Consider the following 23395-nt stretch of genomic DNA (forward strand, 5'->3'; position numbering starts at 1 on the left):
GTCAAGGGGGGCAGGGGTCAAGGGGCGGGCTTGGCGGTGATGATGGCGTAGTAGGTGCCGACTTCGTGACCGTCTGCGGAGATGAACACGGGCGCAAGCTGATGGGAACCGGCGGTTAGTTTGGTTGTGAAGGTGACCTGGGTGGCACCGTCAGGTACGGGAAGGCTGGCGATGTCCTGGCCATCCATGCGCAGGACTGCGGTGACGGCAGGGATGGAGATGCCCTCAAACGCGCGATAGGCCTGGTTGGCACCGGGGACATTTTCACCGGCAGGCAGGGCGGCGGCGATGGGCTGGTCCACCTCGGCTGGCCAGCGGCGAAGGCTGATTTCATAAGTGCCTTCGGTGAGCACTTTGACGGCCCAGTGACCGGTGTGGGTGGACTTAGCAGCGAGGGCTTGTGGAGGCGTGTCGGGGGCGGCTTTTTTGGCCTTCTTTGCTTTGCCTGGGGCCGGACGTGGCGAACCATAACCGTGTGCCAGGCGGATCTGCTGCTGGTTCCAGGGGGGCAGGTTTTCCTGAATCCAGTCGTGTCCAGTAAGGCTGACGACCGGGTGGTCTGTGTGGCCGAGATAGATCTCGGTGGTGCGGGCGAAGGTCGGCTCGAGCTCGGCCCACCAGGCCTCGTAAAAGGCGGTCATTTTGGCGACCTGATCAGGGTGTTCGGCGGCGACATCACGCTCCTGGCCGGGGTCTTTTTTGATCTCGTAAAGCTCCTTGCCATTCACCAAGCGCCACTGCTGCGACATGACGGCGGATTTCTGCCATTTGACGGGGTCGCGCATGCGCTGGGAATCGGTGATGATGAAGCGGTCCTGCCAGGTGTCTTTTTTGGCGGTGGGATCCAGCAAAGAGCGGATGGAAATACCGTCAAACTTGAGGCTTGAGGGCTTGGTCGCGCCGGTGATTTCCAGAAGGGTGGGGACGATGTCAATGGCGTGGCAAAGGGTGTCATTGACATGCTTTGTATTCCACCCGGCGGCGGGCCAGTGGGCGATAAAAGGGACGCGGTGGCCGCCGTCGTATTCACTGTTTTTCTTGCCCTTCATGCCGGCATTGAAAACGGTCTCGCCAGTGGCGGTGCCGTTGTCGGTGGTGAAGATGAAGAGGGTGTTGTCGTGGATGCCGAGCTCGCGGAGGAGGTCGCGGGTGCTGCCGACGTTGTCATCAATGTTGGTGATCATGCCGAAGAAGGCGGCGAGCGCGGGCGGCTGGCCGGCATACAGGTCCATGTATTTCTGCGGGGCGTGCAGCGGGCCGTGCGGGGCATTCAGAGCGATGTAGGCAAGGAAGGGCTGCTTCTTTTCCGTCTGGGCACGGATGAATTTTTTGGCCTGGTCAAAGAACACATCGGTGCAGAAACCCTCAGCAGGGACGACCTTGCCGTTGTGAAAGTAATGGCCGTCGAAGTAGGAATTGTCCCAAAGGTCCGGCGTCTGGCCGACCCCGCCGCCGCCATGGCGATAGACTTCGGTGAAACCGCGATCTTCGGGGCGGTAAGGGTAGTTATCCCCCAGATGCCATTTGCCGAACATACCGGTGGCGTAGCCATGATCCTTCAGCAAATGGCCAAGAGTGACCTCGTCATCGCGGAGCATGGAACGGCCGTTGATGGTGTGCCAGACGCCGGTGCGGTTCGTCCAGTGACCAGTGAGCAAAGCCGCACGTGTGGGTGAGCATGTGGGCGCGACGTGGTAATCCGTGAGCTGAGTGGACTCGGCGGCGAGGCGGTCAATGTGCGGGGTCTTGACAACGGGGTTTCCAGTGTGGCCGAGATCGCCATAACCCTGGTCATCGGTGATAATGAATACAATGTTAGGCGGCGCAGGCGCGGCGATGAGGGCGGGGCTGCAGACGCAGGCCAGCAGGAGGAAGAGAAGGCGACGCATGGAGAGGGAAGTTACTTTTTCTCTTTCTTTTTGCCTTTGCCCTTGGCTTTAGCCTTGGGTTCGCCAGCGGCGGGTGCGGCATCTGGCACGATATTAGCGATGAGGCGGGGAACGTAGCTGTTGAAGCGGCCATCGGGGGATTCGCCATTGGGGCTCATTTTGGCGATGGCCGGATGCAAAGGAGCAGCCTTGGGACCGAGAGCCTCGATGGCAGCCAGGGCAGACATGGAAGTGAGCACGCCATTGGCATCGGGTGCGGCGAGGCTGCCGAGGGTATCAAGCGCTTTCGCAAGCGCGGCTTCATCGCCATGGGTGCCCAGGGCCTGGGCGGCGACGATGCGGACATTGGCGGAATCATCGGTCAGGCCTTTGTCAAGGGCTGCGAGTCCCTGGCGGGTGCCGTCTTCACCCCGCATGAGGAGGCCCAGACCGCCCCAGAATCGCACGGCGCTGTCCTTGTCCGACATCAGGGTGATGAGCTGAGGAGTGGCGGTGGAATCAAGCGAGGAAGCAAGGTCTGCTGCGGCGACGATGCGGTCAAAGGGGTATTTGACCTCATCACGGGCGATCTCATAAGGCGTGCTGCCGGTGGAGCGGGTGTGGACTTCGCGCTCGGGCAGGAAGCAGACGTCACGCACCTTGGCGATGTGGGCGAGTTGGGCGGCGCGGAGTTTTTCCAGGATGCTTCGGTGCTCCGGTGACTGGGCGAGGTTTTTGACTTCGTCGCGGTCGGTTTGCAGGTCATAGAGTTCTTCGGGGTCTTTGGGCTCGCGCCAGAAGAGGGACTGGGCTTCGTTGGTCTTGCCCTCGGTATAGAGTTTGTTCCAGACGCGAGTGGTGGGCGTCTCAAACTGGTAAGACACACGCTGGGCCTGGGAGACGTGTGGATAATAGTTACGGATATAAACGTAACGGCCATCAGTCACGCTGCGGACGAGGTCCATGCGCTCATCCATGCGGCCGCGTTCGCCATAGATAAAGGGCTGCGGCTCTGCCTGATGCGGGCCGGCAAAGGCGTGACCCTGCATCCACTCCGGCGGCTTGATGCCGACGATGCTCAGCAGCGTGGGGGCCAGGTCCACAAAGCTGACCATACGGTCCGACTGGCCGCCAGCCTTGTATTCCTTCGGCGCGAGGTGCTGCCATTTCTCCGGGAAATAAACGACCATGGGAACATGCAGCCCGGAATTGGAGGGCCAGCGTTTGCCGCGCGGCATGCCGCTGCCGTGGTCACCATAATAGAAAACGATGGTGTCTTCAGCCAGGCCCTCATCGGCCAGGGTTTTGAGATGACGGCCCGCATCGGCATCGGCTTCGCTGACCTTGTCGTAGTACTGTGCCCAGTCTTCGCGGACTTCAGGCGTATCAGGATGATAGGCCGGGACGCGTACGTCTTCAGGCTTGGTGATCTGCTTGTGCGGGCGGGTGCGGATCTGGCTTTCGTGGCTTTTGGTGGAGTTGAAAACGGCGAAGAAGGGCTTGCCCTCCGGGCGTTTTTTCCAGTGGGCCTGGTTGGATGATTCATCCCACGCCTGGCCGGGATCGCGTACGTTATAATCCGTTTTGCTGTTGTTCGTGGTGTAATAACCGGCCTCACGGAGGAACTCGGGATACATCTTCGTACCCGCAGGCATGGGGACCATGGAGCGCATGTGAATGCCGCCGCTGCTGGAAGGATACAGGCCGGAAATGATGGCCGTGCGCGCCGGGGCGCAGACCGGGGCGACGGACCAGGCCTTTTTGAAAATCATGCCCTTGGCAGCCAGCGCATCCACATTGGGCGTGCGGGCCAGTTTGTCCCCGTAGCAGCCCATCTCCGGGCCGTGGTCCTCACTGGTGATCCAGAGGATGTTGGGTTTGTCCGCGCCAAAAACCGGCAGGCCGGTGGCGGATAACAGGAGGGCATAGAGGAGCTGCTTCATGGTGAAGCTGCTGTAACGCCGGGAAGGGGCAGGTCTTGCGGCGGGAATAAGGGAAAGCTGGCGTACTTTAGAGCCCGTTCAGCCTCATCAGCGCTTCCACATCCCCATATTTGACTGCACCAGGCACGAAGTGAGGGTGCCAGGGGGACTGCAATTTGGAGAAGCGGAACGATTCGAGGTCAAGGCTTGGGGAAAAGGTGCCTGGTGGGAGGTCGAGCACGGTGGCTGTGACTAGGGCGATGGGCGCGGCGGAGTCCTGCGCGTGGATGCGGAGGGATTTGAGCGGGTACTTTTCCTGACTCTGCATGAGGGTGACCAAGCTCATGGCATCATGCACACGACGGGCGAGGAGTGTGGGGTTATAACCAAAAGTGTAACCGCTGAATTCTCGAAAATCGCCGGGTTTGGCTTTGACGTTGCCGCCGGCTTTGGGCTGTTCTGTGGCATCCTGAAGGTAGAGGGTTGGGCAGGCGATGGCGATGCCTTGATCCAGCAGGTTCTGGGCAGCGGGGGTGGGACCGCTTTCACCGAGAACAGAGGCGGCGCCTTTGAGGCTGAGCCAGAGGGTGGCGGTGCCATTCCAGGATTTGGGGTAAAGGAAAAGGGCCTCGGTCTGCTCGGAGTCGCGGGTGTTCTGGATGCGCCCCAGGATGATGAGGTAATCGGTTTTGTCGGTCTTTTCGAGAACCTCATAGCTGATGTCCTCCGGGGCGGGCTGGGTGCGGCCGACGATGGTCTTCCAGGCTGTGCCGACGATCTCCCGCAGCGGCGCTGTATCCGCCTGGGAGATAAGGGAGCCGATGTTTTTTTCATCCTGAGAAGTCATCCAGGCGCACACGGCTTTTTCATGAGCCTCTCCCACATCATCACCGGATGGGGCAGGGTGGTCATTGGTCCAGACGGTGAGGTCGGCAGAGGTGGAGAAGGTGAAGTCGCGTTCTTTGACCGGGGCGGTCAGGCCTAACTGGAAGTGGGTGTTAAAAAACTCATACATGGCCAGCCGCGAGGGCAGGTTGTAATTGTGCGGAAATTGAGTGGCGATGTGGGCGGTGATTTTGTCGGGGACTCCGAGGTTGGTGTAGAGGGCTTTGAGGTCTGGCAGGCCTTTGGTTTCCAGTTCTTTGGTCCAGTCATCCGCAGCGGTGAGGCCCAGGGGGCGCGGTGCGGTGAGGGCGGCAATGTCCACATTCCCCTGGCCGATGCGGAGGTAATGCCCGTTTTCACAGGTGCAGCCGCCCTGCATGGCGGTGGAGACCATCACACAGGGAAAGGCGGCCGTGATGCGCGGATCAATGCCGGTGAGCATCATGGTCTGGGTGGCGCCACCGCTGGCTCCGGTGCAGCCTATGCGGGCGGGGTCAATGCCTTCCAGGGAAAGAAGGAAATCCAGAGCACGGACGCTGTTCCAGGTGTGAAGGCCGAAGTAAGTCTGCAGGCGGAGGTCGGCGGAGGGGCTGAGGAAACCTTCCGCCCCCGCACCGTGGCGGTGGAGGGGAAACTGGATGGAATCGGCATTGCCGAGCGTGTCATAATGAAAGGCCGCACAGCCCATGCGGGCAAGCTGAACACAACGGGCCTGGAGCGGTGAGCGGGCGGCGGATTCGAGTTCCTCCGCACCCGTTTCGATCTGTTTTTTGAGGGCGGCAGTTCCTGGGATGACGTCCATGAACCGGCCTGCGGGCCAGTGACCATGAGGGCAAAGGATGCCGGGGATTTTGCCGCTGCGGTTCTTCGGCAGGTAGAGGCTGCCGGTGACGTAATGGCCAGGCAGGCTCTGGAAATAAACGCGGTCAATGGTGTAATCTTCCCGCTCCACCCGCCCATGGATGACCGCCTGGAGAGGCGTTTTTTCCGGCATGGGCCACAGACCGGAGGCCAGGAGAACCCGCTTTTCAATGTCGGCCCGGCGGGCTTTCCAGGCGGCGGCATCTGTAACGGGTGTGAAGGGGAAGTAGCCGTCGAGATCGCGGGCAGGACGGGGAGCACCCTGGCCACAAGCATTGAGGGCAATGAGAAGGAGGGCGGGAAAAAGGAGCCGGGAGTACATAGTTATAGATTGAGAGGAAGTACGACCGTTGGGAAGCATTCTTGAATGACGAATGACGAAAGTGTTGGCAGCAGGAAACTCCTTTCTTCCTTCCAGGCTGGCAGGCACAGAAAGGCGATACCCACCGGAGGACAGGTATCGCCAGAATGTGTTTGCGGTTAAGTTTACCGGCCCAAAAGGACCACGCCGAGAGGCGGCAGGTCAATGAGGATGCTCCAGGGCTGGCTCTGCCATTCGGTATCGCTTGCTGGCATGGGGAGGGGATTGATCATGCCGCTGCCTGCGTAGCCGGGAGCATCAGTATTCAGAAGTTCACGGTAGCTGCCGGCTTCGGCGACGCCGACGCGGTAGCCTTTGCGGGGAACCGGGGTGGCATTGATGACGCAATAGACTTTTTCGCCGTCCGGGGCGATGCGCATGAAGGCGAAGATACTGTTGTCCGCATCCCCTGCATCCAGCCAGGAGAAGCCGGTGCCTTCGTGGTCCAGGGCGTGGAGGGCAGGGGTGTTCGTATAGAGCCAGTTCAGGTCGCGGACGAGCTTTTGCAGGCTGGCGTGCTCTTCACCGAGGAAGAGATGCCAGTCCAGGCTGCGCTCGTGGCCCCACTCCTGCCACTGGCCAAATTCGCTGCCCATGAACAGGAGTTTTTTGCCGGGGTGCGCCCACATCCAGGCATAGAACATGCGCAGGTTGGCGAACTTCTGCCAGCGGTCGCCAGGCATCTTGTTGATCATGCTGCCTTTGCCATGGACGACTTCGTCGTGGCTGATGACGAGGATGAAATTCTCATCATAGGCATACAGCATCGAGAACGTGGCCTCCCCGTGATGATATTTCCGGTGGATGGGATCCTCCTGCATGTACGTGAGGCTGTCATTCATCCAGCCCATGTTCCATTTGAAGCCGAAGCCGAGACCGCCTGCATCCGTGGGGCGGGAGACGCCGGGCCAGGCGGTGCTTTCCTCCGCAATGATGGTGCTGCCGGGGTGGCGCTCGTAACAGATGCGGTTCAGATCCCGCATGAAGTCAATGGCCTCCAGGTTTTCCCTGCCACCATATTTGTTAGGCACCCAGGCCCAGGGCTGGCGGGAGTAGTCCAAATAAAGCATGGAGGCGACGGCATCCACACGGAGGCCGTCAATGTGATAATGCTCCAGCCAGAAGAGCGCATTGGCGATGAGGAAGTTTTTCACCTCGGACCGGCCGTAATTAAAGATCAGGGTGCCCCAGTCCTGGTGCTCCCCCTGGCGTGGATCCGCATGTTCATAAAGGGCCGTGCCGTCAAATTTGGCCAGGCCGTGGGCATCTTTGGGGAAGTGGCCGGGCACCCAGTCTAGAATGACGCCGATGCCGGCCTGATGGCAGCGGTCCACGAACTCGCGGAATTCATCCGGATTTCCAAAACGGCTGGTGGGGGCGAAATAACCGGTGATCTGGTATCCCCATGAGCCGTCAAAGGGATGCTCCGCCACGGGCATCAGCTCGATGTGGGTGAAGTTCATCGCCTTCACATAAGGAATGAGGTCATCGGCCAGCTCTCGATAGGATTTGGAGCGGTTGCCATCCTCTGGCACACGTTTCCAGGAGCCGAGGTGGACCTCATAAACGCTCATGGGCGTGTTGTAGAGGTTCGTTTTTGCGCGTTTTTGCATCCATTCCTGGTCATTCCAGGCATAGCGGTTCAGGTCGAAAACGAGGCTGGCCGTCTGGATGCCGTGCTGGCCGTAGAAGGCAAAGGGATCGCTTTTGATCTGGAGGTGGCCTTCGGCAGAAAGCACCTCAAATTTATAATGGGTCAGTTCCTGGATGCCCGGAAGGAAGATCTCCCAGACACCGCCTTCAATGCGCAGGCGCATGGGATTGATGCGGCCATCCCAATCATTGAAGTCACCGATGATGGAAACGCGTTTTGCATTGGGTGCCCATACGGCAAATTGCACGCCTGCAACGCCGTCCACCGTGCGCATGCGTGCGCCCAGGCAGTCCCAAAGGCGCTGATGGGTGCCTTCGCAAAAGAAATAAAGGTCCTGTTCGCCAAGGAGCGGGCCGAAGGAATAGGGGTCGGCACTGCGCAGGGCCTGGCCGTCAAAGGTGGCCAGTTCCAGATCGTAAGGGATGCTGGCGGCCTCAGGCGGAAGGTCCACCGTATAAAAACCATGGTGATGAATACGCTGCATGGGCCAGGAGCCGGAGCCATCGCGGGCGACGACCGTCACCGCGTGTGCCTTGGGCTGGAGCGTGCGCACTACCGCACCGCCGCCTTCCTTTGGCTGCCGTCCCAGAAAGCCGAATGGGTCTCCGTGTCGGGCTTCCAGAATAGCGAGGATTTCGGCTGAAGGACTGGTTGGGTCGGTCATGTGCACTGGTTAGCGGTTGCGAGCAAAGGCTCAAGATGTTCCTGACAGATTTTGACCATTTCGTGCCGCCGCCATAGGTGGCGTCGTTGGTGATTCACAATGGCTGATGGATGCCATTGCATGATCCGTGCCGAGATTTGGTCAGGTTTTGACTGAATGGAGAAATACTGTCCGGCCTCCCCCAGAACTTCCTGATGCACAGGGAGATCCGAGCAAAAAACGGTCAGGCGGTGGGCGACGGCCTCCAGCAAAGGCAGGCCAAAACCTTCGCCCGTGCTGGGAAAGAAGAGGGCATCGGAAACGGTGTAAAGGCTGCGCACGTCATCATCCGACAGGGGGGAATCTTCGCCCAGGAACAGGACTTGATCAGCGATGCCCAGCTCAGCGGCGAGCGCTTTGAGCTCCAGGTGATAAGCGATGCCATCGGCCTGATGCGGATCCGGCGCACCCGTGACGGCATAAATCACATCGCATCCGGCATCCCGGAGGGCGGAGGTGACGCGGAGGCCAAGCTCAATGTTTTTCCGCCGGATGAGCCGGGTGGGGTGAATGAGGATCAGTTCATGATCCCAAAGCCGCAGGTCGGCAATGCGCGGCGTCAGCCCCAGGAGCGAGGCCAGATGCAGACCATTCGGAATAACATGCACCTGATCTTCCGTCAGTCCGGTTGCACGGAGGTAGTCTTGTTTGCGGGCCTCGGAAACGGTGATGTTGAGGGCATTCGGCACCGGTTCCGAAAGCTGCGCATACTCCGGCTGCGACCAGGGCAGGTGGGCATAATGCGGATTGATGGCGGCGACATCGTGCACCCAGTTGATCCAGTGGATGTGCGGTGTGGCGGCGGCCATGTCGCGGAGTTCCCGGGTCCATGCGTGGTCGAAGGGCATGGTGAAAACGTTGTGGACGAGGATGGCGTCGAGACCGGTCAAGTCCATGGAGCGCCGACGATCCGTCGGCATCCCCTCTGAATTCCCCGAGGAAACGACATCATCCAAAGAAGTACTCCATAAGCTGAATCCACCCTGCAGCTTGGCCTTCAACGGATTCTGCCGAATATACTGCTGAACATAGTCGAGATGTTCTACTCCGCGTATAAGCCGGTCAAAATAGCCTTTTTGCCAGACGCTTCCTTGGGTTTTTAAAAGCGTATTGATGCTCTTAGCGGACCGTTCCTTCCAGTTCTGCACCACTTTTTCCATCGGCCAATCGGGATGCAATCTGACCAGCAGGTGCACGTGATTGGGCATGATGACGTAGCTAAGAAGCTGGTAACGGAGACCATCGAAGAGATGAAGGGCCTGTTCGACCGCTTCGGAACAATCTTTGCGTTGGAGCACACATGCTCCGTGTCCTTCATCCAGGTGATCCAGGAAAGGCCGGTCAAACCGTTGATGATAGGCGAGTTCCGTTTTCTCGTCCCAAGGACGCGGATGCTCTTCCACCCAGGCTTTTCGTTGGGCCATCCATTTCTCAATGAATTCCTGGGGCAGGGAATCCGCCAGCCTCCAGGTGATAAAGCAGATCACGTGATCCTGCTGCCAGTGGGGGAGATCGTGACGATGCCGGGCGATGAAGCGCTGGGGATCGAGGAAGGGGCCTTGGGTGGGGGGAGGGAAGGTTTCGGGTTCAGTTTTTTTTGCTATGCCGACGGATCGTCGGCGCTCCATGGTGTGCGTCATGAGCTCCACCTCATGCCCCAGCGCTTCTAGTGCCGCAGCTTGGTCGCGGATGACACGCTCAACGCCGCCGATGACGGGGGGGAGGGTGTAATGGAAGATGGCGATGCGCATGGCGGCGTTTAAAAACGCATCATGAAACGCGGGAAGGGGACTGGCAAGGAATCCCGAATGACTGAATGACAAACGCTCCAACCGATCCGACCATGAGGCCCTGACCTCCATGGCCGAGCCTGACCCGAAGACGCGCACCTTCCACAATGAACTGTGGAGATCCTTGCCTGCGGGGGTGCTGGACACGCTTTCGACCACCTTCGGCATGCTGATCGCCGTGCGGGTGTTCGACCTCGGCGATACGGCGAAATCCATCTTCCTGAGCGCGACGAGCAGCGGGCTAATGGTGAGCCTGTTTGTGGTGCCGCTGCTTCTGCGGGCAAAGAGCACCATCGCCCGCACGGCGGCCAAGGTGCAGATCTTGGGCGGCGGTTTCATGGGCCTGTCGGCAGCGTTTCCGCATGAACCGTGGGTGTTCATCGGCGGGCTGAGCGTGGGGCTGTTTTGTTTTTCGATGCAAATCCCGCTGCTGACGCAGATTTACCGTTTGAACTATCCGGCGACAGATCGCGGACGGCTCTTCGCCATCACGGGGGTGACTCGCGCCGCGATGGCAGTGGCCTTTGGGGCCTTTGGCGGATGGTTGATCGGCCTGGATCTGGCCAACTACCGCTGGCTGCTGTGGTTCTTTGCGGCCGCTGGGGTGGCCTCCGGCCTCTGGACCTATGGGCTGCCGGCGACGAAGTGGGATGTGGATGAAAATGCGCCCACCGGGCTGTGGTCGGCCCTGCGCTGGATCAAAGTGGACCGGGATTTCCGCACGCTGCTCATCTCCTGGATGATGATGGGCCTGGGCAATCTGGTGGCTGTTTGCCTTTTCGTGGAATACCTCGCGAACCCCAAGCACGGCATCAATCTCCCTGGGCGCGAGGTGGCCTGGATCACCGGCGTCGTGCCAGTGACTTTGCGCATGATCTGCAGCTATCCCTGGGGGCTGATTTATGACCGCATGGGCCTGTTCAAGGTTCGGTCCATTTTAAACCTGATCTTTGCCGCAGGCATCCTCACCTTTTACCTTGGCCAGGGGTATGCCGCCTGGATCACCGGTATGGCCTTTTGGGGAATCGCCAATGCCGGTGGAAATGTCACCTGGGGCCTGTGGGTGACCAAGCTGGCCCCGAAACACGCCGTGGCGGAATACATGAGCGTGCACACCTTCCTCACCGGCCTGCGTGGTCTCGTGGCACCCTACATCGCCTTCGCAGCCATCGGCGTTATGTCGTTCCAGACGCTCAGCCTGCTGTGCAGCGTGGGCATCATTGCCGCCAGTGCCTTCATCACGGTGCGCGCACGCGGCAGCGATGATGAAACACGGCGCCGCCTCGGCCCGGGGGAGAGACTGTAGAAAACAACCGTTTTCAGTATATGGTTTTCAGTGTTCAGTGTTCAGGCCGATACCCGAATCGAATACCGAATACAGCATACTGAATACTGCCCCTCCCCCCCATGCCCCGCACTGCTATCCTGAACGTTGTTGGTCTGACGCGCCGCCTGATTGGCGAGCACACCCCCAATATTCGTGCTTTTGTGGAGCGGAACCGCCTGGCTCTCATCGAGCCCGTATTGCCCGCAGTCACCTGCACCGCCCAGGCGACCTATGTCACCGGCAATGCCGCGTGTGATCACGGCGTGGTGGCCAATGGCTGGTATGACCGCGACTACGCCGAGCACCGTTTCTGGAAGCAACCGGAGCAACTCGTGCAGGGCAAAAAGCTATGGGATCTGCTGCGCCAACAGGATCCCGAATTCACCTGCGCGAAGGTGTTCTGGTGGTTCAACATGCACTCCACGGCGGACTTTGCGATCACGCCCCGGCCGCTCTATCTCTCAGATGGAGGCAAGGTCTTTGACGTCCACACCCAGCCCATGGGCATGCGCGACCGGATCAAAAAGGACCTGGGAGCGTTTCCCTTCATGAATTTCTGGGGACCCGCCTCCGGGATCGAATCTTCCAAATGGATCGCCGCCAGCGCCAGGTGGATCGAGGAAAAACACTGGCCCTCCCTCAGCCTCGTCTATCTCCCGCACCTCGACTATAACCTCCAGCGCGTCGGCCTCAACATGCCCCTCATCGAGGAGGATCTCCGCCAGATTGACGAAGTCGTCGGCGACCTCATCAAGTTCTACGAGCGCCGCCAGATCCAGGTCATCCTGCTGTCCGAATACGGCATCACCGATGTGGACCAGCCCGTGCATCTAAACCGCATCTTCAGGGAGAAAAACTGGCTCTCCATCAAGGACGAACTCGGCACCGAAACCCTCGACCTTGGCGGCTCCAAAGCCTTCGCGATTGCGGATCACCAGCTGGCCCATGTCTATGTAAACGACCCCGCCCTCCTCAGCGAAGTCCGCGATGTGCTGGAAAAAACACCCGGAGTGCAGCAGGTGCTAGGCAAGGTGGAAAAGCACTACGCAGGCCTGAACCACGAACGCAGCGGCGACCTGATAGCCGTGGCCGATGCCAAAAGCTGGTTCACCTACTACTATTGGCAGGACGATGCCAAAGCTCCTGAATTTGCCCGTTGCGTGGACATTCACCGCAAGTGCGGCTACGACCCCGTCGAGCTGTTTGTAGATCCCAAAATCGCCTTCCCCAAACTCAAAGTAGGCTACAAACTCGCGCGAAAGCTGATGGGCTTCCGCATGAAAATGGACCTCATCCCCCTGGATGCGACCCTGGTCAAAGGCAGCCACGGCCGCATCCCGGAGGATGTCGAAGACTGGCCCGTCCTCATCGGCGATCTGCCGCAGCTACCGCGCGCGGCGTCCCTCCAGGCCACGCAAGTTTTCGGGCAGCTGTATGAGGCCTGCACGAGAAAGGGGTGAACCCTCTCACCTCACCACCGTCACTGGTGTCCCCATGGGGCAGGCGTGATAAAACTTCTCCGCCATATGCCCCGGCAGGCGGATGCAACCGTGGGAGGCAGCGTAGCCGGGCAGGTAACCTTGGTGCATGCCGACGGCTCCGTAGATGCGCATGAAGTAATACATTTTGGCCCCTTCGAAGCGGGTGCCGGGCGGGCGGCGGTCTTTGCGGTTGTCAATATTGGTCATGATCACGTTGCCGTGCATGTCCTCATAGTCGCCATAGAGGGAGGATTTGTGGTCAATGTCCTTTTCGATGACCTTGTAACGTCCCGGGCGGGTGTCATAACCCTCGCGTCCAGATGAAATGGGCGAGCCTCCGGCGAGGTGCCCGTCTTTATAAAGATACACCATTTGCTCGCTCAGGACGATGCGAATGGAGGGACGTCCCCGCATCTCATCGGCATACCAGAAGGAGCCGTCACCCCGGAAAAGACTCATCACCCGGTTGGGCAGCTTGCGGGCCGCCTGCATTCCCTGCTGCCCATAGCGGAAAAGATTCTCCCCATATCTGGGAGCGGGCTGGTAATACTCCGGCGAGGAGCAACTGGTGGCCAGCACCGTGAGGGCAAGCAGGAAAGCGGAAAGCAGGCGGGAAGTAATCATCAGACAGGGGGAATACGATCCAAGCATAAAGATAGCCTCCTTGCGCGCATAAGTTTCCGTTCCTGATGTTCTTGCATCCTGCATCTCCCCATGCCTTCATAGGCCTGCATGAAACCTCTGCTTCTCCTTTTCGCTTTTCTTACCACGGCGGCTCTCGCCAAAGAACCCGTGCCTGTATCCATTGGCGAATCCACCGATCTGCTGCCCTGGCAGAAAAATAGCGTTGATATCGAGGCCGGTTACCTCTGGAAGGTCGGCGGAGACACACCGCTGGATTATGAAATCGCCCCGGTCATGCTCTCCTGGCGACCCGCTTATCAATTGCACCATGTGTTTGAAGACGGCTCCGCCCTCGTGGTGCGCAGCCGCTTTGCCGCCCTTGGGCAGGCCATCATCCAGGGTCCGGAGAACCATTACTTCGGTCTCATGGCCGCCCCGTCACTGGAGTTTTGGGATGCCACTGGCACCTGGTCCGTCTATGGCCAGCTCGGCGGCGGCCTCGGCTGGATTGACTCCCAGGGCGTCGCCGGCGGGCAGGGGCAGGATTTGACATACAATTGGTTCGGCGCAGTCGGCGTCTCCTATGCCATCAAGCCCAACATGGCCCTCCGCGCCGGGGCCATGTTTCAGCACCTGTCCAATCTGGGTGCCACTGACCCCAATCCGGGGCTGAACTCGCTGGGTTTCACACTGGGTCTCTCCTGGGGCTTCTAAGATCCCGATTAATTTTACATGCTCAGCATCGTCGAAGCCATCCGTCAGCGTGTGACGCCCGAAGCGGTCGCGTTGGTCCAGAAGGACCGCACGCTCAGTTTTAATGACCTTTTCCAGCAGTGCGATTCCATCGCCGCAGTGATCCGCCAGCAGGTGCAGCCGCAGGCTGGCCGGGCGGACCGTCTGCGCATCGGCGTACACTTCCCAAGCAGCCTGGATTACGTGCCGCTGGCCCTCGCCACCCTGGCCGCTGGTGGTTGCTTCGTCCCCATCCCGGATGAACTGGCCGAGGAGGAAAAACGCGACCTCGCCGCCCGCACCGCGCTGGATGTCGTCCTGGTGCTGGAAAGCCTCGCTGGCTGGCTGCCTGAAGGCACACAAAACGCAGGCGAATTCTCCCTGGCTGGCCAAAAGGTGCTGATCCAGCGTCTGCCTGCCACGACGCCAAACTTCCCTGTGGCCGAGTTTGAGGCCATCAATCCCGCCTTCATCCGCTTTAGCTCCGGAACCACCGGTAAATCCAAAGGCGTCCTCCTCTCCCACGAATCCCTTTTGGAGCGCATCACCGCCGCCAATGAAGGCCTGCAAATCGGCCCTGGCGACCGCATCCTCTGGGTGCTGCCCATGGCGCATCACTTCGCCGTTTCCATCGTCCTCTACCTTTATCACGGTGCCACCACCATCATCGAGGAAACCCACATGGGCGAGGACCTCCTACGTGCCGGGGCAGAGCAAAAAGCCACCGTCATGTACGGCAGCCCCGTGCATTACCGCCAGCTTGTCGAAGCCCCCGATGTCGCCCAATGGACCGGCCTGCGCCTGGCCGTCGCCACCGCTTCCGCGCTGGATGCCGCCACCGCCGAAAAATTCCGCACCCGCTTTGGCCGCGACCTCGTCCAGGGGCTCGGCATCATCGAACTAGGGCTTCCTGTGATGAACCTCACCGGGGCGCAAGAAGCCCCGGAGGCCATCGGCCTGCCGCTCAGTGCGTATGAGTGTGCCTTAAAAGATGATGCCGGCAATGAACCTCCTGCAGGTGACCCAGGCGAAATCTGCCTGCGGGGGAAGGGGATGTTTGATGCCTACTTGGACCCCTGGCTGCCCCGCGCCGCCGCCTTGGATGCCCAGGGCTGGTTCACCACGGGCGACCTCGGCCGCCGCGATGCCGCAGGCCGCGTCACCATCTGCGGACGCAAAAAGACCCTCATCAATGTTGGCGGCATGAAGGTCTTCCCTGAGGAAGTGGAAAAGGTCCTGGACTCCCACCCCAAAGTCCAGCGCTCCCTCGTCGAAGCCCGCCTCCACGCCCTGTATGGGGAGGTGCCCGTCGTCCGCTACATCGCCAGCCCCGAAGGTGCGCCCACCACGATGGAATTGCGCAACCACTGCCGCGCCCATCTGGCCGGGTATAAGATCCCGCTCATGTTCAGTGCTGTGGCTGAGCTGCCATTGACGGCCAGTGGCAAGCTGAAGCGGGCCTAGGCCTCTTGAGAGCAAAGTGGGTTAGTAACGCGATTTTCAATAGTTTCAGGCCCCGGCATGGTTTCTTGAAGATCCCATGGCGCGGGCCTTGAAGCGAGGTTATTCCGTCGTCTCATGCGATACTTTCTTCCTCTGTGGATCATTTTGAGCCCGCTGCTGTTATGCATCCCCTCTGCATCAGGACAAGCTCAGGCTGTCACGGCAAATGAGCACCCGCTGCGGCTTTGGGCTCAGCGGCTAGACATCCAATTAGGCACTGCGGTTGATCTTCAGCCTCTGCGTCAGGAGGCGGGTTATCGGGAGAGACTGGGAAGAGAGTTTTCCATGATCACGCCAGCCAACGCAATGAAAATGGATTCTTTGCAGCCATCACGTGGGCAGTTCTCCTGGAGCGATGCGGACGAAATCATCAACTTTGCTGAAAGGCATGCGCAGCGTGTTCACGGCCACACGCTGGTCTGGCACCGTCAGATCCCAAAGTGGTTGGAATCGGGCAATTGGAGCCGTGAGGAACTGAAGCAGATGTTGCGCGAACATATTCTTACTGTCGTCGGCCGTTACAAAGGCCGGGTGCAGATTTGGGATGCGGTCAATGAAGCGCTGGAGGAGGACGGCAGCCCCAGGGCCAGCCTCTGGCAGAGGATCATTGGCCCAGACTACATTGAACTGGCCTTTCGTTGGGCGCATGAGGCGGACCCGGACGCCATCTTGATTTACAATGATTACAATGCCGAGGATATGGGGAAGAAGTCCAACGCCGTTTACAGCATGCTGCGTGATCTGAAGCAGAAAGGTGTGCCCGTCCACGGTGTTGGTTTGCAGATGCATGTAACAGTGGGAATGCTTCCCGCTGAAAAGGACTTCCGGAACAATTTGCAAAGGCTGGCCGATCTGGATCTGCAACTGCATGTGACCGAGCTGGATGTCCGGATGGCCCTGCCAGCTACCGCAGAGACTCTCGCTCAGCAGGCCAAAGATTACAGCCGGATATTCAAGGGGGCGGCAGCATTCCGACAGCTTAAATCTTTCTCGCTATGGGGATTCACAGACCGCCACTCCTGGATACCGCAGGAGTTTGTGGGGTATGGGGCGGCCTTGCTCTGGGACGAAAAAGACCAGGCCAAGCCTGCCCACGATGCTTTTCTGCGAGCGATGCAGGGGAAGTAGCGACCCGCTTCGCATGTTAAGCGGGAGGTGTCTGTCATGGCGTCATTCTGTCTGACAATAAAAACCCGGGTTCCGCGATGGATGTTCAATGCCATGCCGGAGCCGCCGTTGACCTCCAGCGGCAAACTGAACCGGACATATAAACAGGCGGAAGCATAACCTTTGATTTTGCCTGCGGGCCGTGCTTTATCTGCACCCGCTATGAATATGCCTTTGCTGCGGACCTTCCTGTTAGGCATGGCCTGTATGGGCGGGATGATTCATCCGGCCTTCGCCAATGAGCCGAAAAAGTCCAGGCTGATCATCATTGAAGGACCACGCCCAGAGGTGCGGCGGTATCTCCCGGCGCATCCTCGGCCTGAGCCGCAGGGTTATTCGAGCGGGCTGCTCTCGCCTGCCCGGAAGCCGGTGGTCCAAAAGGACGGGGACAAACAAAAAGGGCCGACGCGGCCTGAATCCACCCAGGACAGAAGGAGGGAACAACGGCAGCCCAAAGGCAAGTCCGTCGCAGCAACGGACCAGGCGACCCAACCCCAATCAATCCAGCCCACGGTTCCATCCAAGCAGCCTTCGCTCCTGGCCAAATGGGTGCGACCCGGCTTTGTCAAAAGCCCTTATCCTCCCTATGCCGTCCTTAATGTGGAGGGTCTGCCCAGTGGCTCCCTGGCCAAAGACCCTGTGAACGGGAAGATTTTCCGTGTGCCCTGAAGAGTGGCTTTTGGGATATCAAGCCTTTGTCCCTCGATGTCTAACGACATGGGCAAGTTCCAGACCGCTTCACATTCACACATCCTTTGGACAATGTGGCAGCGAATGATTGGTACCTCTGCTGAGGTCTAACTCTTTGCTCTATGTCCTATGAAAACCTGTCTCCTTCCTCTTGGCTGGATCCTGCTAGGACTCAGCCTGTGCTTATCTTCGATGACTTTGTCCGCTCAGGACAGAGAGTTTCGCAGTAATGGCTTTGTTTTTGGGCGCAAGCCTGACACACGGAATTTTAACGTCTCCCGCCATCGTCCGAAAGCGCCACCCCCGGTTAGAAAGATCCGCTGGGTACCTTCAGCCAGCATCAACCCGGCGGCTGCAACGGCAGCACCGCAGAGGTACCTCGCCAGCACCCAGTTTTCAGCCGGGTATGAAACCGCCGCCGGCCGTTACAACCAGGAAGTGGCCAGCCGCTCCTCCATCTCCATTTTACCCAATGGTACAGTGGTCACCCAAGAGGGTTATTACCAGCAGCCAATGGTCACTGAGAACGGGTTGCCTCTCAATGAATTCGATCTCGCACCGCCCACGCTGTCCGTTCATGAAATCCAGTATCGAAACTCGGCGCTGGTGCCGCCACCGCCGCCGGTTCAGAAGTCCTCGCGTACTTCTGCTGCCAAGCCCGACCTGGATAAAGTGAAAACAGCCGAGAAGGTCAGCCCCGGCCTGGCCAAAAGTCCGTATCCGCCCCATTCTTTGCTAGATATTCAGGGAATGCGGTCAGGATCTCTGGCTGAGGATCCGGCTTCCAGGAAAGTTTTCCGGGTTCCTTGATTACACCACAGCTTCCTTCACCTGGCCCATGGCGGCTTCCATAAGCCTTTCCTGGGTGGCCTCGGCACGGGTGAAGGTGCCGCCGATGCGGCCTTCATTCAGCATCAGGATGCGGTCGCTCATGCCGATGAGTTCCGGCAGTTCGCTTGAGACCAGAAGCACGGCCTTGCCATCTTCGGTGAGCTTGTTGATCAGTTCATAGATTTCGAGCTTGGCCCCAACATCAATGCCACGCGTGGGCTCATCCAGCATGACGACCTGCGGACCGGTCATGAGCGCCTTGCCCAGGACGACCTTCTGCTGGTTGCCGCCGGAGAGCCGTCCTACGATGGCCTCCAGACCGGTGGCCTTGACGCGCAGGCTTTTGAAATACTCCTGGTTACGCGCCGTCTCCCGGCTGCGGTTCACGAAGCCTGCCTGGCTGAACTGGCCTAACGAAGAGAGTGACAGGTTAAAGCCGATCTCCTGCTCAATCACCAGTCCATATCGGCGGCGGTCCTCGCTCACCAGCGCCAGGCCGGCGTTCAGGATCTTGGCCGGAGGCAGGCCGTCCAGGCTGCGACCGTTCAGTTCCACCTGACCGGAGGTACGGCGGCCCCAGGCCCCGAAGAGATGCATGAGCAGTTCGGTGCGCCCTGCGCCCATGAGGCCGCCGATGCCCAGGACCTCACCCGCACGCAGGTCCAGGCTGATGTCGTGCAGCCGTGGCAGGCCCTGCTCATCCTTCACGCTGAGGTTGTGCACCTTTAAAACGGTGGCTCCTGGCGTGGCGGCACGACGGGGGAAAAGGTCGGTGATTTCCCGGCCCACCATGTGCTGGATGACCTCCGCCTTGGTCATGTCCGCAGCGTTTTTGGTGATGATGCTGCTGCCGTCCCGGATGACGGTGATGCGGTCTGAAACAGCGAAGACTTCATCCAGTTTGTGGCTGATGTAAACGCAGGTCATGCCCCGGGCTTTGAGGTCCTTCAGGATGTCCAGAAGGATCAGCACCTCATGCTCCGCCAGGGCTGCTGTCGGCTCATCCAGGATGAGAATTTTTGAGTCCTTGGCCAGAGCCTTGACGATCTCCACAAGCTGCTTCTGGCCTACCCCCAGGGAGCCGACCCGCGCGGCAGGATCCAGATGCACTTTGAACCGTTCCAGCAGCACCTTGGCTTCCCGGTAGATTTTCGGCCAGTCAATGAAGCCGCCAAAGCGGCGCGGCTCGCTGCCCAGGAAAATGTTTTCTGCCACGCTCATTTCATTCACCAGCGCCAGCTCCTGATAGATGACGGCAATGCCTGCTTTGGCGGCATCGGAGATGGAGTGAAACTTCGCTTCCTCACCCTCCACCTCAAACCGGCCTTCATAACTGCCGTGGGAATGAATGCCGGAGAGCAGCTTGATGAGCGTGCTTTTTCCCGCACCGTTTTCCCCGCACAGCGCATGGATTTCACCCGCCTCCAGATCAAACGACACATCCTTCAGTGCGATGACACCCGGAAATTTTTTGGTCAGATGATGGGCGGACAGAATCATGGGAGGATACTGGCAAAAGGAATCTCAAATGCCAAGAACGGATGTGAAGGGCAGGGAAGTTACCGGCTTTTGTTTTTGGCGATGATCTTTCCCACCTGGCGGTCAGCATCGTCGCACAGGGATTTGAGCATCTCCGGGCTGGTCCATCCGGCTCCGGAGGCGAGGATGGTTTCACGCACCATGCCATCTGCAGACACCACTTCCACGGAGTGCGTACGGCCATACCGGCTGGCTAGTCGTTCCAGGATGGCATCCGCTGTGGTGGCGGCTTCGGCATAGATGATCTGGAGGCCGTTAGGCTCCCGCTCCTCCGTGCGTTTCGAGTGGGTGCCGTCAAACACAACGACGACCTGCTTGCCGCTCATGTCCTGATACGTGCGCAATCGCTTCATCAGCTCCAGCCGGGCCAGATGACGGCGCCCCGCGTGGCGCTGGTCACGCTTCAGCTCCGGCCAGGCGTGCATCACGCTGTGACCGTCCACGAAGAGATAGGCAGGAGTGGGCATGCGGATCGTATCCAGAGGAAACACTCAAAGGCCCTGCCTGGCAACCCGGCGCTCATGGTTTATCCGCGTATCACAGGAGTATCAGTCACTTTGCGGCAACCTTGTTAAAAATCGCGCATAAAGCAATGTGGTCCACTGGTGAAAGGCATATCTTAGTGCCCAAAGTGGATGTGCTAAAAAACTCACTTGCTTATTGCTGCGCAAATTTGGCAGACTGCGGAAACTCAGATGACCAACCCATCTGTCATTGTCTGCGGCCTGCTGTTCTGGGCCACCGTGTTTTTACCTCCCGTACTTCGGGGGGAGCAGCCGGTCATGACCATTGCCCAGGCAAAGGCCCACCTGGCGCGCCGTGAATTCCAGAAACCTGTCCGGGTGCGCGGGGTGGTCACTTTTAGCAATCAGCAGATGGGGCTCGCCTATGTGCAAGATGCCTCTGGCGGGATTGGGTTCGATCCTCGCAGCCTGTCCGCTGCCCGGCTGCTGCCTGGAGAAGTGGTGGAGGTGGAAGGCTACCTCACGCGCCATCAGGGCCTCACGATGCTGATGCGCCACCGTATCAAACTGGGATCGCCGGAGGTCAGGGTGCTGCCAGGTGAAAAACAATCGGCAGCGCCTCTGCATTTTGATCTCGATGCAGCCGCGCAGATGCGCATTGACGGACTGCTGACCCACCTGTCCGGAGTCATCCGCAGCATTACCGTGCCTGAGGCTGACTCCGAGCCCTTGATCGTAGAGATCAGCTCCCCCAGCGGCCACGCGGTGGCCCGGCTCCCCTGGCGTGAGCCGCAGGCGGTCCTGGACCAGTGGATAAACGCCCCGGTGCAGATGGATGCGGTGCTCGTCTGCCGGGCGGACACCTCCCTGCTGCCGGAAAATGCTGACGCGCTTTTGCTCGTCTCGTCAAGCACCCGCTGGAATGTGCAGCCTCAGGCGCTGGAGGAGGTGTTTCAACGACCCCCGGTCACTGCTGCCAGTGCCATTGAGGCCACGCCGCGCTCCACGCTGAAGGAGCGTGTCCATGTGGCCGGCACCGTCACTGCGGCCAGGGCTCGCTCCTGGGTGTGCCTGCGTACGGAGGAGGGCAGCATTGAGGTCTCGACCCGTCAAAGAGATGTCTTCATTCCCGGCCAGCATCTATCCATCGCCTGCTGGCCGCAGAACAAGACCGGCAGGCTGATGTTGCAGGATGGTGTCTGCCGTGTGACAGGCCAGGGACCACCGCCTGAACCGGTGACCATGGTGCAAGGATTCTTCAATCCCGCCATGCAGCGCGAGCTGGTGGAAGTGACCGGCATCCTTCACAGTTACTCCCTTCCTGGCGGTTCAACCAGGCTCACTCTGGCCCTGCCCAGTGGCATGCATTGCCTGCTGGCCTGGAACAGTTTTCTACAGCCGGATGATCTGCCGCCTTTGGAGGATGGCAGCGTCATCCGGCTGACCGGCATCTGCCACATCGGGCAGGACAGCACCGCCAGCCCGGAGGGCACCGGTCTCAGCATCCTGCCGCGCAGCCGGGAGGACATCGTCCTGCTGTCAGGGCCGTCCTGGTGGACGGCTGACCGGCTCATGCTGGCTGTCTGGTGGCTGCTGGGACTGGTGGGGGTGGCCTTGCCTGGGGCGCTGATTTTCCGCTGGCAGATCTGGCGGCAGGCGCAGCGCATCCGCCGCATTGAAAGCCAGGCCGCCACGGAGGAAGAGCGCCTGCGCATCGCGCGGGAATTTCACGACAGCCTGCAGCAGCAGCTCACCAGTGCAGCCCTGCATCTGGAGACGCTGAAGGGCGCGCTGCATGCCGCGCCCGAGATGCTGCCACGCCTCATTGATGACACCACCGCCATGCTGCGGCACTGCCAGGTGGAGGCCCGGCATTGCATCTGGGATCTGCGCAGTGATGCCACCGTGCGCAGCAGCCTGACCGAGTCTCTCAGTGACTGGTTGCAAAACCGCATCCCGGCTGATGCAAACACCCAGGTCTGTTTCATCCATGAAGGGAATGAACCGGTCCTTCCAGAGGGCGTTCCTTTTCACCTCATGCGCATCGCCCAGGAGGCTGTCACCAATGCGCTGGCCCATTCTTCCGCCTCTCAAATCCAGGTCCGCCTTTACAGCAGCCGCCGGCAGGTGGAGCTGGTCATCGAGGATGATGGCAGCGGTTTTGAACCCCGACTCATCTCGCAACCCCGTCCGGGCCACTTCGGTCTCAGCGGCCTCAAAGAGCGTGCGGCAAAAATCGGCGCAAAGCTGGATCTCAGCACCCATCCCGGTACCGGCACCCGAGTCACCGTCCGGCTTCCCCTTTCTTCGCTTCAGTATGAACCCCGTATCTGAAAACTCCATCCGCGTCCTGGTTGTGGACGACCACTTCTTTACCCGCCTCGGCCTCAGTGCCGCCCTCAATCTGGAAAGTGACATCGGTGTCATTGCGGAGGCTGCCAGCGGCCAGGATGCGATTGACCTTTTTGCCGAGCACCGCCCCGACGTAGCGGTATTGGACGGCCACCTGCCGGACATGCATGGCACGGACGTGGCCCGGGAAATCGTCAGGCGTTTTGAATGCGCCCGGCTGCTCATCTTCTCCGTGGAGGAAACGGAAGAGGACATCCACCGTGCCGTCAATGCAGGAGTCCGGGGCTATTTGCCCAAAAATGCCCCCCGTCCAGATCTCATCCAGGCCGTCCGTACCGTCGCCGCAGGCCGTCGTTACTTCCCCCAGCCACTGCTGGGCAAGCTCAATGACCGCCGCTCCCATGCCTCTCTTTCCATCCGCGAGCTGGAAGTGCTGCAAGGCATGGCCAAAGGCTGGCCTAACAAAATGATCGCTGCGGAAATGGGCGTCTCCACTGAGACCGTCAAGACCTTCGTCGCCCGGATCCTGGGCAAGCTGGAGGCTGAAGACCGCATCCAGGCCGTGATGACCGCGCTGGACAGGGGCCTGCTGAAACGCTGATGCTGCCGTGCACTGGCATTGAGGGGGATGCATTCAAAAA

The 23395-nt window shown here is 59.8% G+C and carries 17 protein-coding genes; 9 read left to right on the plus strand and 8 right to left on the minus strand.

The window, feature by feature from the left end; genetic code table 11:
• Nucleotides 1-17: 17 nt before the first annotated feature.
• The 5 genes from WJU23_RS23060 to WJU23_RS23080 all read right to left on the minus strand — a co-directional run bounded on the left by WJU23_RS23060 (nucleotide 18) and on the right by WJU23_RS23080 (nucleotide 10005).
• A complete protein-coding gene (locus tag WJU23_RS23060) occupies nucleotides 18-1889 on the minus strand; it encodes an arylsulfatase (RefSeq protein ID WP_346334996.1) in 1872 nt (623 codons plus the stop codon).
• An 11-nt stretch (nucleotides 1890-1900) separates the two neighbouring features.
• Nucleotides 1901-3811, minus strand: a complete 1911-nt coding sequence (locus WJU23_RS23065; RefSeq protein ID WP_346334997.1) for a sulfatase-like hydrolase/transferase — start codon at nucleotides 3809-3811, stop codon at nucleotides 1901-1903.
• 67 nt (nucleotides 3812-3878) lie between these two features.
• Nucleotides 3879-5858 carry an acetylxylan esterase gene (locus WJU23_RS23070; RefSeq protein WP_346334998.1) on the minus strand — a complete coding sequence of 660 codons (1980 nt, stop codon included), beginning with the start codon at nucleotides 5856-5858 and terminating at the stop codon, nucleotides 3879-3881.
• Nucleotides 5859-6022: 164 nt separating this feature from the next.
• Entirely contained in the window at nucleotides 6023-8215 is a 2193-nt protein-coding gene (glgB, locus tag WJU23_RS23075) for a 1,4-alpha-glucan branching protein GlgB (protein ID WP_346334999.1), read from the minus strand.
• Nucleotides 8212-10005, minus strand: a complete 1794-nt coding sequence (locus WJU23_RS23080) for a glycosyltransferase (protein WP_346335000.1) — start codon at nucleotides 10003-10005, stop codon at nucleotides 8212-8214. Before WJU23_RS23080 ends, glgB begins: the two co-directional genes overlap by 4 nt.
• Before the next feature lie 109 nt (nucleotides 10006-10114).
• On the opposite strand from WJU23_RS23080, the gene WJU23_RS23085 reads away from it, so the two are divergent.
• Nucleotides 10115-11350, plus strand: coding sequence for an MFS transporter (locus WJU23_RS23085; protein ID WP_346335001.1), 1236 nt, complete (start codon nucleotides 10115-10117; stop codon nucleotides 11348-11350).
• 101 nt (nucleotides 11351-11451) lie between these two features.
• The gene (locus WJU23_RS23090; RefSeq protein WP_346335002.1) at nucleotides 11452-12831 is read left to right on the plus strand and encodes a nucleotide pyrophosphatase/phosphodiesterase family protein; all 1380 of its coding nucleotides are present in this window, start codon (nucleotides 11452-11454) and stop codon (nucleotides 12829-12831) included.
• Nucleotides 12832-12837: 6 nt separating this feature from the next.
• Here the strand turns inward: WJU23_RS23090 and WJU23_RS23095 are convergent, their stop codons facing one another.
• Nucleotides 12838-13476 (minus strand): L,D-transpeptidase family protein, encoded by a 639-nt coding sequence (locus WJU23_RS23095; protein ID WP_346335003.1) that lies wholly within the window; start codon nucleotides 13474-13476, stop codon nucleotides 12838-12840.
• Between the two features lie 108 nt (nucleotides 13477-13584).
• On the opposite strand from WJU23_RS23095, the gene WJU23_RS23100 reads away from it, so the two are divergent.
• The 5 genes from WJU23_RS23100 to WJU23_RS23120 all read left to right on the plus strand — a co-directional run bounded on the left by WJU23_RS23100 (nucleotide 13585) and on the right by WJU23_RS23120 (nucleotide 18378).
• Nucleotides 13585-14190 (plus strand): acyloxyacyl hydrolase, encoded by a 606-nt coding sequence (locus tag WJU23_RS23100; protein WP_346335004.1) that lies wholly within the window; start codon nucleotides 13585-13587, stop codon nucleotides 14188-14190.
• Between the two features lie 18 nt (nucleotides 14191-14208).
• Complete coding sequence (locus WJU23_RS23105) at nucleotides 14209-15672, plus strand: class I adenylate-forming enzyme family protein (RefSeq protein WP_346335005.1); 1464 nt, start codon at nucleotides 14209-14211, stop codon at nucleotides 15670-15672.
• A 114-nt stretch (nucleotides 15673-15786) separates the two neighbouring features.
• The gene (locus WJU23_RS23110; RefSeq protein ID WP_346335006.1) at nucleotides 15787-16839 is read left to right on the plus strand and encodes an endo-1,4-beta-xylanase; all 1053 of its coding nucleotides are present in this window, start codon (nucleotides 15787-15789) and stop codon (nucleotides 16837-16839) included.
• A gap of 201 nt (nucleotides 16840-17040) precedes the next feature.
• Nucleotides 17041-17547 carry a hypothetical protein gene (locus WJU23_RS23115; protein ID WP_346335007.1) on the plus strand — a complete coding sequence of 169 codons (507 nt, stop codon included), beginning with the start codon at nucleotides 17041-17043 and terminating at the stop codon, nucleotides 17545-17547.
• Nucleotides 17548-17760: 213 nt separating this feature from the next.
• Nucleotides 17761-18378, plus strand: a complete 618-nt coding sequence (locus WJU23_RS23120; RefSeq protein WP_346335008.1) for a hypothetical protein — start codon at nucleotides 17761-17763, stop codon at nucleotides 18376-18378.
• On the opposite strand, the gene WJU23_RS23125 is transcribed toward WJU23_RS23120, so the two are convergent.
• Complete coding sequence (locus tag WJU23_RS23125) at nucleotides 18379-19899, minus strand: sugar ABC transporter ATP-binding protein (protein WP_346335009.1); 1521 nt, start codon at nucleotides 19897-19899, stop codon at nucleotides 18379-18381.
• Between the two features lie 59 nt (nucleotides 19900-19958).
• The gene (locus WJU23_RS23130) at nucleotides 19959-20405 is read right to left on the minus strand and encodes an NYN domain-containing protein (protein ID WP_346335010.1); all 447 of its coding nucleotides are present in this window, start codon (nucleotides 20403-20405) and stop codon (nucleotides 19959-19961) included.
• A 228-nt stretch (nucleotides 20406-20633) separates the two neighbouring features.
• Between WJU23_RS23130 and WJU23_RS23135 the strand changes: the two genes are divergently transcribed.
• Together WJU23_RS23135 and WJU23_RS23140 are read left to right on the plus strand one after the other, a co-directional pair.
• Nucleotides 20634-22736, plus strand: a complete 2103-nt coding sequence (locus WJU23_RS23135; RefSeq protein ID WP_346335011.1) for an ATP-binding protein — start codon at nucleotides 20634-20636, stop codon at nucleotides 22734-22736.
• Nucleotides 22720-23355 carry a response regulator transcription factor gene (locus tag WJU23_RS23140; protein WP_346335012.1) on the plus strand — a complete coding sequence of 212 codons (636 nt, stop codon included), beginning with the start codon at nucleotides 22720-22722 and terminating at the stop codon, nucleotides 23353-23355. Before WJU23_RS23135 ends, WJU23_RS23140 begins: the two co-directional genes overlap by 17 nt.
• Nucleotides 23356-23395: the final 40 nt, after the last annotated feature.

The organism is Prosthecobacter sp. SYSU 5D2, assembly GCF_039655865.1.
In the GTDB taxonomy this organism is placed as follows: Bacteria; Verrucomicrobiota; Verrucomicrobiia; order Verrucomicrobiales; family Verrucomicrobiaceae; genus Prosthecobacter.